Raw genomic sequence first — 15566 nt, forward strand, 5'->3', positions numbered from 1 at the left:
GCGGGTTTTCGCCACTCTTCCCCGCAAAATAGTCAGAAATCATTTAACTTATTGATATTTATGTGATTTTTCCATCACGAGACCTGTTCACTTATTGGAAACAATCCGTATTTTTGCGTATTTTTTGCCAAAGGACCGTCATATTTGCACCACAGATTGGTTAACGCCGCCTGAGTCGCATCTCCTGGGGCGCCGCTTGCCTCGAACCGTACGCCCCCCCATATCCAGGTCATGATCGCTCTGACCCCCATTTTGCTGGCCGTCGCATACGGGCTGCTGATGTATCTGTTCTCGGCTTGGCGCACGAAACGCGACCTCGATCAGCGCTCGACCGAACTGGCCGATGGACGCCTGCGCGCGTTGACCGACCGGTTCGCGGATGTGCTCGGTGTCGACCGCATTCGCGTGCATCTTTACGAGGTGGAGGCCGTCAACGGATTGGCCGCGCCGGATGGGCGCATTTTCATCACGCGGGGCTTTTACAACCGGTATCGGCAGGGCGACGTCACGGCCGAGGAATTGGGCAGTGTGATCGCGCACGAGCTGGGCCATGTGGCCCTGGGCCATACCCGGCGGCGCTTGATCGACTTTTCCGGCCAAAACGCCGTCCGGGTTGTGCTGGCCGGTGTGCTCGGGCGGCTTATTCCCGGGATTGGGCCGTTTATCGCCAACATGGTCGCCTCGCTTTTGGCGGCCCGGCTCAGCCGTCAGGATGAATACGAGGCGGATGCCTATGCTTCGGCCCTGATGATGTCAGCCGGGCTTGGCGTCGCTCCGCAAAAGACGATGTTTCAGAAGCTGGAAAATCTGGCGGGCCTGAAGGGTGGTGGACCTCCGGTTTGGTTGATGAGCCACCCCAAAACCGCGGATCGTATCGCCGCGATCGAAGCGCGCGAGGCGCGATGGGCCGATCACACCTAACCCAGCGCCTTGCCCAGCCGCGGCAGCCGCGCCCGCTTCAGCAACGCCCGTCGCGGCAGGTCGATCCCGAGCGTGGCCGCGCGGGTTTGCACATTCTGCACCACAGATTCCAAACGATCCGGCGCGTCCAGCCACCATTCCATGAGCTGCGCATCGGGATGCATCACCCGCACCCCCTGCCCCGACACTTCGCGCCGTGGAAAATCCTTGAGATTCAGTGTGACAATGCATTCCGCGTTACTGCTAACGGCACTGGCCAATACGTGGATATCGGCCGGATCGGGCAACCAAAGTGCCGCTTCATCGCCGGGTGGCATCAGGGCCTTGGGAAAGCGCCGGTTCGCCTCCGCAGCTTCATGGTCCGCCAAGGCGCCATCGGTTGGCCCGCCATTGCGCTCTGCCGCGCGGCGCCATTCCTCAAGCAGGCGCGCGGACCAAATTGGCTGGTACAGACCCTCGTGCGCACAGCCCAACAACACCTCGCGCAGCACCGTGGGATAGAGCACACAAGCGTCGAGCACCGCCTTCATAGCTGAAACGCCAGCGCCTTCAGATAGCCGGTCTCGCTCAGGCTGGGATGGACCGGATGATCAGGCCCCGCAAACCCGGTATAGATCAACCGCGGCTGCCGTCCGGCCCGGCCGATCCCGCGCAGGCACGCGGCGCGAAACTTTGTCAGATCCGCCGCATGCGAACAGGAACACAGCATCAGAACACCGTTTTCCGCCACCAGGCCCGCAGCCTTCAGCGCCACTCTCTCATAGGCCCGCAAACCCTTTTCCAATGCGGGTTTGGAGGGCGCAAAAGCGGGCGGATCGGCGACGACCAGGTCAAAGCGGGCCTCTTCGGCGGCCAGCGCATCCATCACGTCGAACGCATCGCCCGCACGCGTTGACAACCGCGCCTCGGCGCCCATGGCGGCGGCACCATCGACCGCAAGCGCCAACGCCGCGGCAGAGGCATCGACGGCCACGGTTTCGGCCGCGCCAGCCGCCAAAGCCGCCAGACCAAAGCCGCCGACATGGGAGAATACATCCAACACGCGCGCGCCCGACGCCAGCGATGCGGCAAAGGCATGGTTGGGCCGTTGGTCGAAGAACAGGCCGGTCTTCTGACCCGCCATCACGTCGGCCATATAGGTCGCGCCGTTCATCGGCACCGGGATCGGCGCATCGGGCGCTGTGCCGCGCAACACGACCATCTCTTCTGGCAGGTCTTCCGCCGCGCGGGCGCGCGACGTGCCGTTTTTGATCAAGGTGGTGCAACCCGTCACATCGGCCAGGATGCGTTCGAGATCGGCCAGACGCGCCTCCAGCCAAATCGCATTGGGCTGGATCACGCAGATATCGCCGAAGCGATCCACGATCAGGCCGGGCAAACCGTCCCCCTCGGCATGGATCAGGCGGTAGAACGGCGCCTCATAGATCCGGGCCCGCAGCAACGCCGCGCGGGCGATCTTGGCGTGCAACCAGTCTTGGTCGATCTGCGCATCGGGATTGCGGTCCAACAGGCGCAGGCCGATCCGCGCGCCTGTCGTCGCCACACCCAGACCCAGTGGCTCACGCTGCGCATCCTCAAGCACCGCCAAAGCCCCTGCGGGCACGGCCCGGGCGCGGCGATCCAGCACTAGGTCATCGGCCCATGCCCAAGGGTGGCCGTGGCGTATCCGGCGGGCATCGGCCTTGGGTTTCAGGCGCAATCTCGGCAAATCGGTCTGTGTCATGGGCCGCGTCTAGCGGGTTCCGCGACCAAGGCAAAGGCCATGACGTCAGTTGATTTCGCGGATACCGGCCACGGCGGCACGGGCCCCTTGCATCATCCAGGCATGCTCGGATGCGATGAAAAACGCGCCAAAGCCGTGGGGACGGAGCGCGGCGGCGCTTTCGGCATTCGGCACAAAGGTCATGTAGGCTTTGCCATGGGCCTGCGCCGCGGCGCCGACATTGGCCATGGCGGCCTTAAGCTCCGCATTGTTCTGATCGCGATGGCCATAGGCGACGGACAAATCGGCGGGGCCGAGGAACAGCGCATCGATCCCGTCCGTCGCGGCGATGGCCCCCGCGACCTCCACCGCTTCGGGATCTTCGATCTGCGCAATCACCAGGGTCTCGTCGCGGCTCTGGTCCAGAACATCGCCCATGCCGCGGGTTCCAAACCCGGCCCAGCGGGTCGATCCCGCATAGCCGCGCCCCCCATGCCCAAAGCGCGACGCGCGCGCGATCCGCGCGGCACTTTCGGCGTCCATCACATGGGGCACGACAATCCCGCAAGCCCCCAGATCCAGCGCTGCGCCGATATTCTCGGCGCTGCCCGATGACACCCGCACCAGAACCGGAAAATCCGCCGCCCGCGCGACGGACAGGCAGGCATTCAAGGCCCCTTTGTCGAACGGCGCATGTTCGGCATCCAGACAGACAAAATCGAGCCCGGCGCGGATCAGCACCTCAAGCACCTCAAACGCGGGCGTTTTCATGAAGGTCCCGGCCAGAGGCGCATTGCTCAGCACTTTGGCGCGGAAATCAGAGATCGACATGGGCGGAGGCTCCTGCATTGAACTGGCCGCGACCCTGCCGGGCGCAACCGCCAAATGCAACGCCTGCTAACCCATCGGCGCGTTGGGATCGAAATTCGCCAGCGGCAGATCCGGCAGACCGCCCTGCGCCGACATATCGGGTAGGCCCGCCCCGGCAGGCTCGGCCATCAGCGCTTTAGGATCACCGGCGCTCACATCCCCGCCCATCGCCCCGTTCGGATCAGCGCTGGAGGGCAGCATCGGCGCGGCGCCCGTCGACTGCGCGATCGCGGTCGGTGCGGCGCCCTGGCCCGCCCCAGGCGCCATACGCAGGGCCCGACGACCGCGCAACTGGCCCAGGCTGCCCCGTGCCAAGATCCGGTCGTCGGAATCTTCCAGCGTCACCATACCCAGATCCTCGGGATCGAAAGGCAGGACATGGCCGATATCCAGATCCTGGACCTCGCCCAGCGGCACAACCATGCGTGTCAAAACCGCATCCAAGGCCATGGGCGCCCCGCCCAAGGCCTTCAGAACCTTGTCGGGCCAATCCTGGGGCCGCGCCCTGGGCTTCGGTTTGTCCCGCTCACGGGCCCGCGCCGCCGCTTGCCGCGCCAGAACCGGATCGACCGGCAAAATCAGCCCGATCGATCCCGTGCGGCTTTCGCCCACGCTCACCTCGGCCTTCAGACAATGATAGCCCCGCGCCGGAAACAGCAGGTTCAACTGGCGCAGATCACCGATCTTGCTGCCATAGGTCATCCGCAGAGGCCAATCGCGCCCCGGCGCCTCCCCGGCCTCCTTGGCGAATGCCGCCAGGATCAGACCCAGAAAATCGCGGCACAGCGCCTCGTCAATGGCCGTCACGCGCCGCGGTGGCAGCGTGATATCTTCGACTTTGCCGGTGGTCTGCACCTCGATCAGCGCATCCAGCAACGTATGCTCCAACATCACCATGCCGCGTCGGCCACCATCATCCTCCAGCGCGGCAATCAGGCCATGTTCAGGCAATTCCGCCTCAACCTCACTCAGATCGATGTCTCGCTTGACCGCGACATCGCCCACTTTGGGCGTAAATCCTTCGAACGGCATCGCCGCGCGGCGAATCGTGCGCGCCATCGCTGTCTGCAAATGCGGCGACGGGTCGGGCCGACCGGGCCCACGGCCTTCATGGGCCGCGATGATGCGGGCCAAGACGGGGCGCTGAGCAGGTTCGGACATTACGGGACGGCCTTCTGGCTAATGAGAACAAAACGGGTATCCCACAAAGTCGGTTAAGAAAGTCCTTAGGCCGCACGCAAAGCTTGCGCTGGCAGCCGCACCCGAAACCGTGTTCCCGACGGGCCGGGCAAATAGCTCAACTGTCCGCCTAAACGTGCCATCACCTCGCGGCTGATCGCCAGGCCCAGACCCGCCCCCGACGCATCGCGCGCCGTATCCAAACGGGCGAATTTCTCGAAGATCAGCGATTCCTGTCGCGCCGGAATGCCCCGGCCGTTATCGGCGAAATCCACCTCGACCCCCTGCCCCGTCGATATGACCGAAATCTCAAGTTCGGGCGCGGCGGCATCGCAGTATTTCTGCGCGTTCGAGATCAGGTTGATGAAGACCTGCGCCAACCGGTCCGCATCGGTCCACAGCGCCACATTTTCATCGGCCAGGTTGCGGCGGATCGTGATCGCCGCCTCTGCCTCGGCCCCGGCCGCATAGATCGCCCGGTCCAACACATCCGAGAGGCTGACCCCGGCCATATTCAGCGTCACCCGGCCATTCTCCAGCACGCTCAGATCCAGCAGATCATCCAGTAGCCGCGTCAGACGCTGGCTTTCGTCATGGATGATGCGGCTGAACCGGGCGCGCGCGGCGTCATCTACCGGGTCCGATTGCATCAAAATCTCCGAGAATGACCGGATCGAGGTCATCGGCGTGCGCAATTCATGGCTGATCTGGCTTAGGAAATCGTCCTTCTGCACCGACAATTCGGTCAGTTTCGAATTCGCCTCCCGCAGGCGGCGGGCGGTTTCGGCCAGCTCTTCGGATTTCGCCTCAAGCTGGTTGGAATATTCCATGATCTGCGCGGCCTCATCGGCCACGGCCAGCAGATCGCGCACCCCGACACTGGCCGCTCCGGTGATCTGGACAACCATCGCATGGGCGGTTGCCGCGCCCACATACCCCGCCAATTCGCGCTCCAGATGGGCCAGGAAATCCGGTGTCGGTTCCGGCAGATCGCCGTCACGGCCCTGGGCGCGGGCCGCCACCTGAAACAACCGCCCCGCCCGACCGGTGCCCAGGATCCGCTGCGCCATGATCAACAGATCATCCGCCGTGCCCGCCGCCCCGCGCCAGCCCATCACAGCACGCGAATGGTCGAAGACATTCACAAATTGCGCGCCCTGCAAACGCTCCAGCGGGCTGGGGAAACTGAACAGAGAGCCCAGGATGAACAGGACCGTATTGAGCCCCAGGCTCAGCACCATCGCCGTCAGCAGCGGATCGGTCGCCGACAGGCCCAGCGGCGTATCGGGGCTGAGCCACGTGATCCCGAACGGCCCCTCCGAGAACACTGCCGGATTGATCCCGCCGGTCTCCGCCACATTCGGCAAGAGCAACAGCCAGGCCCAGATCAGGAACCCCGCCCCGATGCCCAAAGCGGCGCCCACCCGCGTGGCGCCGCGCCACAGAATGCCGCCCACCAGGGCGGGCAGGACCTGCGCCACCCCCAGAAACGAGATCAGCCCGATCGAGGCCAGCGCATCCGCCCCGCCAGACTGGCGATAGTAGAGCAGGCCCAGACACAGGATGCCCGCAATCGACAGGCGCCGCGCCATCAACGCCACGCGCCGCATATCGCCGGTCATCGGATCGTCATGGCGGGTCGCGCGTAGCCATAGCGGCATGATGATATGGTTCGACACCATCGTGCTCAGCGCCAGGGCCGCGATGATCACCATCGAGGTCGCCGCTGAAAACCCGCCCAAGAACACCAACAGCGCCAACCCGTCCTGCCCCTGGGACAGCGGCACGGTCAGCACGTAGAGATCCGGGTTCGATCCCGTGCCCGGCAGGCTCAGCCCCATCACCGCGATGGGCACGACGAACAGCGAAATGAGCAAAAGATACAGCGGAAACGCCCAGCCCGCCGTGGCCAGATGCCGCTCGTCGGAGTTTTCCACCACCAGCACCTGGAACATCCGCGGCAGGCACAGGATCGCCGCCCCCGCCAGCGCCGTCAGACCCAGCCACCGCGCGCCGTTCAGCGGCACCTGCGCCACCTCCGACGCTTCGATCCGCGCCACCATATCCGCCGGGCCGTCCGCCACGCCCCAGACCACATAGATCCCCACCGCCAGGATCGCCGCCAGCTTGACCACCGCCTCAAAGGCGATGGCCGAGACCAGGCCGGGATGACGCTCGTTCAAATCCAGGGACCGCGTGCCGAAGACAATGGTGAACAAGGCCAATCCGGCTGCGATCCAGATCGCGGTGCTTTCGGTGTCGGGGGCGCCCAAGGCACCGGGCCGCGCGAAGACCGAAAAGGACAAGGCCACCGATTGCAATTGCAGCGCGATATAGGGCGTCGTGCCGATCACCGCCAAGACCGTCACCAACACCGCCAGGCCACCCGATTTGCCGTAGCGGCTTGAGATCATGTCGGCGATCGAGGTCGTCCGTTGCGCCCGCCCGATCCGCACCATTTTGCGCAGCAACCAGAACCAGCCGATAAAAATCAGCGTCGGGCCCAGATAGATCGTCAGAAACTCCAAGCCCGACCGCGCCGCCGATCCCACTGCGCCGTAAAACGTCCAGGCCGTGGCGTAGATCGACAAAGACAGCGTGTAGGTGATCGGCGAGTTCAACCAGCGCGCCTCACCCTCGCGCGCACTTTTTTCGGCCAGAAACGCCACGGCAAACAGAAACAGAACATAGATAACGCAGACCGCAACAAGCCCGTCGAAGCTGAGCATCAGCTCTGATCCTCTGATGCCGCCGGGCCGTTGTCTGCGCTATCCTGGCCGCCGACCCGCCGCAAGGCGCGGCTGACCAGCGCCGTCAGGATGATCAGGCCGATCCACACCGCGAAATAATAGACCAGACCGCCCGCCAGGATGGGCGGCTCTGCCTCATCGCCGCGGATGAAGATCGGACCGAAAAGCAGGATCACCCCCAGAACCGGCAGCAAACGCGCCGCATCTTCCAACCGGTTGCGCCGATACGTGCGGCGTTCCAGAAACAGACGCCGAGCCATCGCCCCCTACGCCTCGCGTTGCGGGACAGTCGCCTCTGGCACCAGCCGCGCCACCACGTCCACCAGATCTGTGTTGGAAAACGGCTTGGTCAGGAACGCATCGGCCCCACTGGCCAGCGCCTCGTCGCGGTCTTTTGCCTGGCCCTTGGCGGTCAGCATCAGCACGGGAATATCCTTGGTCTCGGCCCGGCTGCGCAGATCGCGCAGAATATCCAACCCCGAGCGTCCGGGCAGCATGACGTCCAGGACCAGCATATCGGGCGACAAACGCAGAACCTCCTCCACTGCGTTGTCGCCCTTACCATGCCCGCGCACATCCCATCCGGCGCGGTTGAGTATGAAACTCAACGCTTCCAGGATGTTCGCCTCGTCTTCAACGATCAAGATGCGCTTGATCGGGCGTGGTGCGTTCATGCCAGTCCTCCCCCCGGGATCTGATCCCCGAGCCTGGTGAGAATACTTTGCAATATGCATAAGGATTAGGCAATGGTTTGATGTAGAACGCCTATTGCCCTCAGGTCAAGCAATCTGCGCGCGCCATTAGCCGCGCGTGATATGCGGGGTTGCCCGGCATTCGGGGCAATCGGGCCCGACATCCAGCGCTGGCTCGGCGCCCGCCTCGGCCCCCTGCACCAGCATCGTCGCCCGCATCGGCGGGGCCACGGTCAAGGGCGATCCCTCCTCCAAGACCAATTGCGCGACCGACCAACTCCGCAGCCGGGCGCGGCCAGTCACCTCCAACAGGCTGACATCCGGCTGGCCGGGCCGCGCAAAGGCGCGGTAGAGCGGCCAGCGTGGGCAGGCCACACCATAGCGCGGCAGCGTAAAGCCCGGGCTGCGGCGCCGGAACAGCAGCCCGCCGCTGGCATCGGCGATGGCCAGACCAAAGGGGGCCATACCCGCTGGCAAGGGGATCTGCGCCAACCGGCGCAGCACCAGCGCGACATCGCCGCCGCCAAACCCCAGCAGTGCCAGCGGGTCATAATTGGCGGCCTCTGCGGCCTCCGCAAAGGCGGCCAGCGGCAACCGTGCGGCATCGTTGGCATAGGCCGTCAGCCAGGCGCGGGCCAATTCTCGCGCCGCGTCGGTTTCCAGCCCGCCCGCAGCATCGATCACCCCCTCGATCGCGGCAGCGCCCTCGACCTCGATGGCCGGAAAATGATGATCGACGACGTCGAAAAACGCCTCCACCGCCTCGACCGCCAGCGCACTGGCCTCGCCAGAACGGCGGTCGGGCAATTCGAACTGGCCCAGCAAACCGGTGGCCTGGGCCGACAGACGCTCGGCCTCCTCATGCAGGTTGCGGTGGAACCGCGCCAGCCAGGCCGGGTCCAGATCCGCCTCACGCGCCAGGATATCGGCGGTGGACCGGATCGCCGCGACCGAGGACAACACGCCATGCATCGCCTCCGACAGATCGGTGTCATGGGCCAGCCGGTCCCGCAGCGCATCGATTTGTCCCTCCAGCCGGGCACAGCGTTGCTGTTGCGCCGCGATCAAGGACGTCCAGCCGGGGAACCGCGCGGCCAGCTCATCGATCCGCTCCATTTCGGGCGGCTGCGGCGCGGTTGATTGCGCCGCCGCGCGCACCAGATCGCCCAGCCCCGCCTCGACCCCTTCGGTCAGAACCGCGGGTTCCACCTCCAACGCGCGGGCCAGCGACAGCAACAGCGCGCCGCCGATCTTGCGGTGATTGTGCTCGATCAGGTTGAGGTAGGAGGGGGAGATCCCGACAATCTTCGCCAGCGCGCCTTGCGCCATCTGCCGGGCCAGCCGCCGTTCGCGAATGCGGCTGCCGGTCAGATCCACCCGAGTTTTTTCCGCCATGACGCCCCCCTGGATTTACAGAGTTTTCCATGGGCGCCAATGTCTTGCAAGCCCGCGCCCAGACGAGATTGTCGGATTTTAGGCATCTTGTGTTAGGGAATTAACACTTCGGGAATATATCATAGCGCATGCTACGTCCGGTTTTGGGGGCCAGACTTTTCTTGCGTTGTGAGGAGCGTGAAGATGGACCTTTCAATCCAACCTCCCGTCCGGCCGCCCATGGCCGATCCGGCAAATTCGCCCGCGGCGCAGGTGCCACGCGCCGCGATCAGCACCGAGCCGGAAACGGCGCGCCCGGTCGAGGCGCCCGAAACCCCTACCCTACCCGCGCCCATCAAGGGGCTTGGCATCGCGCCGCTGGAAACCAGCCGTGTCGGTGACAATGACGATGTGCCGCGCCCGCCGGAACCGCCGCTTGAAGACCAGCTTTCGCCCGCCGATCCGCGACGATTGGCGCAAGAGGCACGGGACGAAATCGAAGCCGACTTGATGCCCGATCAGACGATATCCGACCGGGATATGGATGCGCGCTCCTCACCCAGCGACACAAAACCTGGCTCGGAGGCTGCCCCAACACAGATGGCTGAGTTATCGCGTGCCCTGGAAACGCTCGAAAAAGGCCCGGCGAACCCCACGGTGGATTTGCGCCGTTAAACCCCGGCCTCAACCGAACGCAGCAAGGCCGGCGCCTTCGCAACCGTCACAAGAAAACGCCCGGAGACCAGCTCCGGGCGTTTTCTCTATTGCCGTTGGTCCAGCACGGGCGCCGCGCTGTCGCCCGCCGGCAGCGCCGCTTGCGCCCCCGCATAGCCGGTCGCAGCCTCCGCCGCGCTGACCGCCCCCTCACCCGGCGCAATGCGCGCGGCTTGCTCCGTCGCTGCCGCGCTCGCCTTGGCCAGCAGGTCGATCACCCTGTTTTGCTGGGTGGTCTCGCGCAGCGCTTCTGCCTGTGCCCGGGCCTCGGCTTCCGCCGCGTCGATGTCAGGCACAATTTCGGCCTCTTCGATCTCCGGGCCCCGTGCCGCGGCCAGACTCGACTCAAGCACACGCCCGTCCTGTCGCGCCGCCGCAGCGGCCGCAGCAGGCACATTCGGTTGCCCCGTCTCAGATGTGGCGCCCGCAGAGGCATTTGCCGTGTTTGCGCCCGAGCCGGACCCGTTTGAGGCCGATGCCCCCGACGGGCCGGACGCCGCCCCGGATGACGTGTCTGACGCGCCATTTCCGGAACCGCCCGTATTGGACGACCCGGCATTCGACGATCCGTTTCCGGAATTCGCACCCGATGAAGATGACGACGCCTCAGCGGGCGGCGGTCCTTTCTGCTCGGATTGCCCCGGATCGTTTGCCGGTTGTTGCGATGTGTTTTGGCCATACCCTGAAGGCAGGCCGCCGATATCCAGCATTGTGATTGCTCCAAATCAGAATGCCCCACCCGCGCGTCAGATGCCGCGAAAAGTGTTAACAGAGCGTCAAATCATACGGCGAAGCGCGGCGCATTCAGGGGGCTTGCCACAAAATCGCCAGACCCGGGCAGAGCACCCGCCGCAATCGTGAAGCAGCCTCACCTAATCCACCCCTCCCCGGGCCGCAACCCGGCGCGAAAAAGCCACGCGACGATCCCGCCACGTGGCTTGTCCCGTGGAACGGAGGGCGCTTACGCACCCCGCTCTGATGCTCTGCTACTCACCCAATGCCAGGTCGGTCACGGCATGGGTAAACGCACCCTCCGGCGCTTCCGAGATCACCGGGTCCGAGCCCCCGGCCAACAAGGTGTCGACCGTGCGTTGATAGGCGGCCTCGTCCAGGCGGCCATCCCCCCCTTCGACCAGCAGCGCAATTTCTCCCATCATCCGCAACTGATGCTCTTCGGTCTGGGCACCGGTCTCATCGTAATCCAGCACGATCATCGCCGCTTCATCGGGGTTCTCCGCCGCCCAGGCCCAGCCGCGCATCGACGCACGCACGAAGCGGGCCATCTTGTCCACGAAGTCCGGATCTTCCAGGTTCTCTTCCAGCGCCCAGATGCCGTCTTCCAGCGTCGCCACGCCCTGTTCCTCATAGCGGAACGTCACCAGCTCTTCCGGCGTCACACCCGCATCGATCACCTGCCAATACTCGTTATAGGTCATCGTCGACATGCAATCGGCCTGGCGCTGCAGCAGCGGATCCACATTGAACCCGGCCTGCAGAAGCGTGACACCATCCTCGCCGCCTTCCACGCCGATCCCCAGCTGGCTCATCCAGGACAGGAACGGATATTCATTGCCGAAGAACCAATGGGCCACCGTGTGACCGGCCAGATCGGCGGGCTCGGTGATGCCGGTATCGGCCCAGCAGGTCAGCATCAGGCCGGAGCGGACGAAGGGCTGCGCGATGTTCACCACCGGCAGGCCGCGTTCCCGCGCCGCCAGCGCCGAGGGCATCCAGTTCAGCATCACATCGGCGCCACCGCCCGCAAGCACCTGGGGCGGTGCGATGTCGGGGCCGCCGGGCAGGATGTTCACCGCCAGGCCTTCCTCATCGTAATAGCCGTTCTCAAGAGCCACGTAATAGCCGGCGAACTGGGCCTGCGTGACCCATTGCAATTGCAGGTTCACCTCGTCCGCATGGCCATCGGCCATCGCCATCCCGCCCGATGCCAGCAGCGCCGCACCCATCATGGTAAGCTGTTTCATTCGTTAACCCTCTCTGTCTTCCACATTTTTAATCTCGCAACGCCATGTTATCGCAGCGTTTGCGTCGTGTGGCGCCTAGCGCCGCTGTGAGGGATGCCAGAACGTCAATCGCCGCTCCAACATCGCCATCAATCCATAAAAGCCCGACCCCGCCAGGGCGGCGACCGTGATCTCGGCCCACACCATATCCATCGCCAGACGCCCCACCTCAATCTTGATGCGAAAGCCCATGCCGACCGTGGGAGAGCCAAAGAATTCAGCAACAATTGCCCCGATCAGCGCAAGGGTTGTGCAGATCTTCAACCCGTTGAACAGGAATGGCAATGCCGTGGGCAGCCGCAGCTTGATCAGGCTCTGCCAAGGGCTGGCCGCGTAAGTGTGCATCAGATCGCGCTGCATCGGATCGCTGGCCTTCAACCCCTGCACCGCATTGACCAGCATCGGAAAGAACACCATCGCCACGACCACCGCGATCTTCGATCCCGGCCCAAATCCGAACCACATCACGAAAATCGGCGCCGTGCCCACAATCGGCAGCGCCGCGATGAAATCGCCGACGGGCAGCAAACCGCGCTGCAAAAACGCCGACCGGTCGATGGCCAGGGCCACCAAGACGGCGATGCCGCAGCCCAACACATACCCCACCAAGGCGCCGCGCAGGATCGTCTGTACGAAATCCGCCCAAAGGATCTCGGTATTGGCCGCAAACGCAGCCCCGATGGCCGAGGGCGCGGGCAGGATGATCGGTGACACCTCGTAAAGTCGCACCGCCATTTCCCACAGGCCCAGAAGCGTCAGACCGAAGATCACTGGCACCGCGACGCGCGCCCAGGGCGCACCGGATCGGGACAGGACCGCATTGACACCCCAGGCCAAAAGCCAAACCGCGATCAACAGCGCCAAACGCTGATCGACGATCCAGGCCGCCGCCGTCAGCCCCGCCGCGATGAACGGCAAGCGATAGGAGGTGCTTTCCGCCGCTATGCGCATGGCCATACTCCCACCGCTGGCGCACCGCCCCAAGGCAATGCGCCCGGCCCCGCCACGGGCCCACATCCGTGCACGGACGTGGCCAGGGCCTTGCAAATCTCTGGCCCGCTCATCGATCCAACCCCATGCGCCGCAAGGTAACCCGCTCGATCAAGCCCAGCAGCGCCACCAGGCTCGCCGCACAGATCGCCGCCATAAACAAAGCCGACCAGATCTGGATCGTCTGGCCATAATAGCTGCCGGTCAGCAGCCGCGCGCCCAGGCCGAACCGCGCGCCGGTGGGCAGCTCCGCCACGATGGTGCCGACCAAAGCCGCCGCAATGGCCACTTTCAGCGAAGCGAACAGGAACGGGATGGAGGCGGGCAGACGCAATTTCACCAACACCTCGCGGGCCGAGGCCGAATAGGTCCGCATCAGATCCAGATCCATCGCCGAGGGCGAGCGCAACCCCTTCGCCATCCCGACGACCACGGGAAAGAAGGACAGATAGGCCGAGATCAGCGATTTCGGCACCAGACCCGACAGACCCAATGAGTTCAGCACCACAATCACCATCGGCGCGATGGCGAGGATCGGGATCGTTTGGCTGGCAATCGCCCAGGGCATCACGCTCAGATCCATCGCCCGATTATGCACGATCCCGATGGCCAGCAGCAGCCCCGCAAAACCACCGATGGCAAAGCCCAGCAAGGTCGGCGCCAGGGTCTGCCATGCATGGAAAAACAGGCTGCGTGGGTTGGCACGCAATTCACCGCGGCGCTCGCGGAACATCGGCTCGCCGGCGGTGGTGTTCCACAACTCGACGGCCACTTGATGCGGCGCCGGCAGACGCGGGCGCTCCTGCGCCATCGTGTCGGCAAAGACCTCCCCCGCCGACATCTCAAGGCCGCGCCGCTCCATCACATCCAGCGTCGCCGCGCGGTTCATCCCATAGGCCGCGGCGTACCAGATCCCCACGATCACGCCGACCACCAGCAAAACCGGCAAAACCGCCCCGCTGATCCGCCGCATCGCCAGACAAAAGGCGCAGGGCGGCTGTGCTTGGTCCAATGCGGCGCTCATGCGGCCTCCCACCGGAACAGGATATCCGGCAGCCCCTCTTCATTGTCGCCATCGCTGCGGCGGATCTCAGTGAAGCCTTCGCGGCGATAAAAGGCCTGCGCGGGGCGATTGGCCACAAAGGTCCACAGATCCAACCGATCCCGCCCCGCCTTGGCCAGGTCGAGGAACCGCTTGCCCAGCCCCCGACCGCGCGCCGAACGGGCCAGATACAAGGCGGTGATCAGGGCCGCGTCGCGGTCCAGCGCCATAAACCCCTCGGGCGGGTCGCCCGCCACGTAAAGATCCCGCTTGGCAAAGACCTCGTCGCGGTAATGCGCGCGCACGCTTTGGGGCGAATGGATGCGCGGCATCCAATCCCGGCTGTCGATCCAGTCGTTCAGGATATCCGCGCAGGCATCGGTGTCGGCAGACACGGCCCGTCTGATCGGCACCTCGGTCATTGCGCCTCCGCACAGAAGTTCGGTGTTCCGCATGGCGCCGTTCGCAAACTGTGTAGGTACAGAATAACGACAGATTCACGACAGGTTGCATGCACGCCCGAACCGCTCTCATTCGTCATAGGCATGCCCTTCTCTCAAACCCTCGCGCACCCGATGCGCCAGCGCCAGAAATTCCGGCGTATCGCGAATATCAAGCGGGCGTTCGCGCGGCAGATCACTTTCGATGACATCAGTGATCCGCCCCGGTCGCGGCGACATCACGACGATCTTCGTGCTCAGGTAAACCGCCTCGGGGATCGAATGCGTGACGAAGCCGATTGTCTTCTCCGTCCGCGCCCACAGCTTCAACAATTCCTCGTTCAACCGGTCCCGCACAATTTCATCAAGCGCGCCGAAGGGCTCGTCCATCAGAAGGATATCCGCATCGAAAGCCAACGCCCGCGCGATGGAGGCGCGCTGCTGCATGCCGCCGCTCAACTGCCAGGGATACTTCTTGCCGAACCCTTCCAAATCAACCAGTTGCAAGACGTTGTTCACGCGCTTGTCCTGCTCTGCGGCAGCGAACCCCATGATCTCCAACGGCAGCTTTATGTTCTTTTCGATCGTCCGCCATGGATAGAGGCCGGCTGCCTGGAACACATAGCCGTAAGCCCGCGCACGGCGCGCCTCGTCCGGGGTCATACCGTTCACGTTCACACGACCGCCCGTCGGCTGTTCCAGCGCCGCGATCACCCGCAGAAACGTGGTCTTCCCACAGCCTGACGGCCCGATGAACGAGACGAAATCACCTCGATTTATCTGCAGGCTGACGTCCGACAGCGCCTGCACGGGGCCGTCATTCGTCTGAAACGTGAGATCGAGGGATTGAGCGGAGATTACTGCGGTCATT

At 64.5% G+C, this 15566-nt stretch carries 16 protein-coding genes; 2 read left to right on the forward strand and 14 right to left on the reverse strand.

Going from position 1 to position 15566, the window contains the following annotated elements; genetic code table 11:
• Positions 1–231: 231 nt before the first annotated feature.
• A complete protein-coding gene (locus V8J82_RS18440; protein WP_339977431.1) occupies positions 232–921 on the forward strand; it encodes a M48 family metallopeptidase in 690 nt (229 codons plus the stop codon).
• Here the strand turns inward: V8J82_RS18440 and V8J82_RS18445 are convergent.
• The 8 genes from V8J82_RS18445 to V8J82_RS18480 all read right to left on the reverse strand — a co-directional run bounded on the left by V8J82_RS18445 (position 918) and on the right by V8J82_RS18480 (position 9509).
• Positions 918–1451 (reverse strand): RSP_2648 family PIN domain-containing protein, encoded by a 534-nt coding sequence (locus V8J82_RS18445; protein WP_339977432.1) that lies wholly within the window; start codon positions 1449–1451, stop codon positions 918–920. The two genes, V8J82_RS18440 and V8J82_RS18445, sit on opposite strands and share 4 nt — an antisense overlap.
• Positions 1448–2644 (reverse strand): RSP_2647 family RNA methyltransferase, encoded by a 1197-nt coding sequence (locus V8J82_RS18450; protein ID WP_339977433.1) that lies wholly within the window; start codon positions 2642–2644, stop codon positions 1448–1450. The genes V8J82_RS18445 and V8J82_RS18450 overlap by 4 nt, the downstream gene beginning before the upstream one ends.
• Positions 2645–2689: 45 nt before the next feature.
• Complete coding sequence (locus tag V8J82_RS18455) at positions 2690–3454, reverse strand: HpcH/HpaI aldolase family protein (protein WP_339977434.1); 765 nt, start codon at positions 3452–3454, stop codon at positions 2690–2692.
• 66 nt (positions 3455–3520) lie between these two features.
• Positions 3521–4654, reverse strand: coding sequence for a FliM/FliN family flagellar motor switch protein (locus V8J82_RS18460; protein WP_339977435.1), 1134 nt, complete (start codon positions 4652–4654; stop codon positions 3521–3523).
• A gap of 65 nt (positions 4655–4719) precedes the next feature.
• The gene (locus V8J82_RS18465) at positions 4720–7401 is read right to left on the reverse strand and encodes an ATP-binding protein (RefSeq protein WP_339977436.1); all 2682 of its coding nucleotides are present in this window, start codon (positions 7399–7401) and stop codon (positions 4720–4722) included.
• A complete protein-coding gene (locus tag V8J82_RS18470; protein WP_339977437.1) occupies positions 7401–7682 on the reverse strand; it encodes a hypothetical protein in 282 nt (93 codons plus the stop codon). Before V8J82_RS18470 ends, V8J82_RS18465 begins: the two co-directional genes overlap by 1 nt.
• A 6-nt stretch (positions 7683–7688) precedes the next feature.
• Complete coding sequence (locus V8J82_RS18475) at positions 7689–8096, reverse strand: response regulator transcription factor (RefSeq protein ID WP_339977438.1); 408 nt, start codon at positions 8094–8096, stop codon at positions 7689–7691.
• Positions 8097–8222: 126 nt separating this feature from the next.
• Positions 8223–9509, reverse strand: a complete 1287-nt coding sequence (locus tag V8J82_RS18480) for a helix-turn-helix domain-containing protein (protein ID WP_339977439.1) — start codon at positions 9507–9509, stop codon at positions 8223–8225.
• Between the two features lie 183 nt (positions 9510–9692).
• On the opposite strand from V8J82_RS18480, the gene V8J82_RS18485 reads away from it, so the two are divergent.
• On the forward strand, positions 9693–10163 hold the full coding sequence (locus tag V8J82_RS18485) for a hypothetical protein (protein WP_339977440.1): 471 nt from the start codon (positions 9693–9695) through the stop codon (positions 10161–10163).
• A gap of 86 nt (positions 10164–10249) precedes the next feature.
• Here V8J82_RS18485 and V8J82_RS18490 read toward each other — a convergent pair whose 3' ends face one another.
• The 6 genes from V8J82_RS18490 to V8J82_RS18515 form a co-directional block, all read right to left on the reverse strand.
• Entirely contained in the window at positions 10250–10912 is a 663-nt protein-coding gene (locus V8J82_RS18490) for a hypothetical protein (protein WP_339977441.1), read from the reverse strand.
• Positions 10913–11188: 276 nt separating this feature from the next.
• Positions 11189–12184 carry an ABC transporter substrate-binding protein gene (locus V8J82_RS18495; protein WP_339977442.1) on the reverse strand — a complete coding sequence of 332 codons (996 nt, stop codon included), beginning with the start codon at positions 12182–12184 and terminating at the stop codon, positions 11189–11191.
• 75 nt (positions 12185–12259) lie between these two features.
• Positions 12260–13180 (reverse strand): ABC transporter permease, encoded by a 921-nt coding sequence (locus tag V8J82_RS18500; protein ID WP_339977443.1) that lies wholly within the window; start codon positions 13178–13180, stop codon positions 12260–12262.
• 103 nt (positions 13181–13283) lie between these two features.
• Complete coding sequence (locus tag V8J82_RS18505; protein WP_339977924.1) at positions 13284–14186, reverse strand: ABC transporter permease; 903 nt, start codon at positions 14184–14186, stop codon at positions 13284–13286.
• A 47-nt stretch (positions 14187–14233) separates the two neighbouring features.
• Positions 14234–14710 (reverse strand): GNAT family N-acetyltransferase, encoded by a 477-nt coding sequence (locus tag V8J82_RS18510; RefSeq protein WP_339977444.1) that lies wholly within the window; start codon positions 14708–14710, stop codon positions 14234–14236.
• Positions 14711–14785: 75 nt separating this feature from the next.
• On the reverse strand, positions 14786–15565 hold the full coding sequence (locus V8J82_RS18515) for an ABC transporter ATP-binding protein (protein ID WP_339977445.1): 780 nt from the start codon (positions 15563–15565) through the stop codon (positions 14786–14788).
• Position 15566: the final 1 nt, after the last annotated feature.

The organism is Gymnodinialimonas mytili (genome assembly GCF_037544085.1).
Lineage (GTDB): Bacteria > Pseudomonadota > Alphaproteobacteria > Rhodobacterales > Rhodobacteraceae > Gymnodinialimonas > Gymnodinialimonas mytili.

Excerpts from the sequence above, each read along its gene's own strand:
- V8J82_RS18480 (WP_339977439.1), bottom strand. The coding sequence starts at position 9,509 with ATGGCGGAAAAAACTCGGGTGGATCTGACCGGCAGCCGCATTCGCGAA.
- V8J82_RS18485 (WP_339977440.1), top strand. The coding sequence starts at position 9,693 with ATGGACCTTTCAATCCAACCTCCCGTCCGGCCGCCCATGGCCGATCCG.
- V8J82_RS18465 (WP_339977436.1), bottom strand. The coding sequence starts at position 7,401 with ATGCTCAGCTTCGACGGGCTTGTTGCGGTCTGCGTTATCTATGTTCTG.
- V8J82_RS18505 (WP_339977924.1), bottom strand. The coding sequence starts at position 14,186 with ATGCGGCGGATCAGCGGGGCGGTTTTGCCGGTTTTGCTGGTGGTCGGC.
- V8J82_RS18475 (WP_339977438.1), bottom strand. The coding sequence starts at position 8,096 with ATGAACGCACCACGCCCGATCAAGCGCATCTTGATCGTTGAAGACGAG.
- V8J82_RS18445 (WP_339977432.1), bottom strand. The coding sequence starts at position 1,451 with ATGAAGGCGGTGCTCGACGCTTGTGTGCTCTATCCCACGGTGCTGCGC.
- V8J82_RS18470 (WP_339977437.1), bottom strand. The coding sequence starts at position 7,682 with ATGGCTCGGCGTCTGTTTCTGGAACGCCGCACGTATCGGCGCAACCGG.
- V8J82_RS18455 (WP_339977434.1), bottom strand. The coding sequence starts at position 3,454 with ATGTCGATCTCTGATTTCCGCGCCAAAGTGCTGAGCAATGCGCCTCTG.
- V8J82_RS18440 (WP_339977431.1), top strand. The coding sequence starts at position 232 with ATGATCGCTCTGACCCCCATTTTGCTGGCCGTCGCATACGGGCTGCTG.
- V8J82_RS18495 (WP_339977442.1), bottom strand. The coding sequence starts at position 12,184 with ATGAAACAGCTTACCATGATGGGTGCGGCGCTGCTGGCATCGGGCGGG.
- V8J82_RS18460 (WP_339977435.1), bottom strand. The coding sequence starts at position 4,654 with ATGTCCGAACCTGCTCAGCGCCCCGTCTTGGCCCGCATCATCGCGGCC.
- V8J82_RS18515 (WP_339977445.1), bottom strand. The coding sequence starts at position 15,565 with ATGACCGCAGTAATCTCCGCTCAATCCCTCGATCTCACGTTTCAGACG.
- V8J82_RS18510 (WP_339977444.1), bottom strand. The coding sequence starts at position 14,710 with ATGCGGAACACCGAACTTCTGTGCGGAGGCGCAATGACCGAGGTGCCG.
- V8J82_RS18490 (WP_339977441.1), bottom strand. The coding sequence starts at position 10,912 with ATGCTGGATATCGGCGGCCTGCCTTCAGGGTATGGCCAAAACACATCG.
- V8J82_RS18450 (WP_339977433.1), bottom strand. The coding sequence starts at position 2,644 with ATGACACAGACCGATTTGCCGAGATTGCGCCTGAAACCCAAGGCCGAT.
- V8J82_RS18500 (WP_339977443.1), bottom strand. The coding sequence starts at position 13,180 with ATGGCCATGCGCATAGCGGCGGAAAGCACCTCCTATCGCTTGCCGTTC.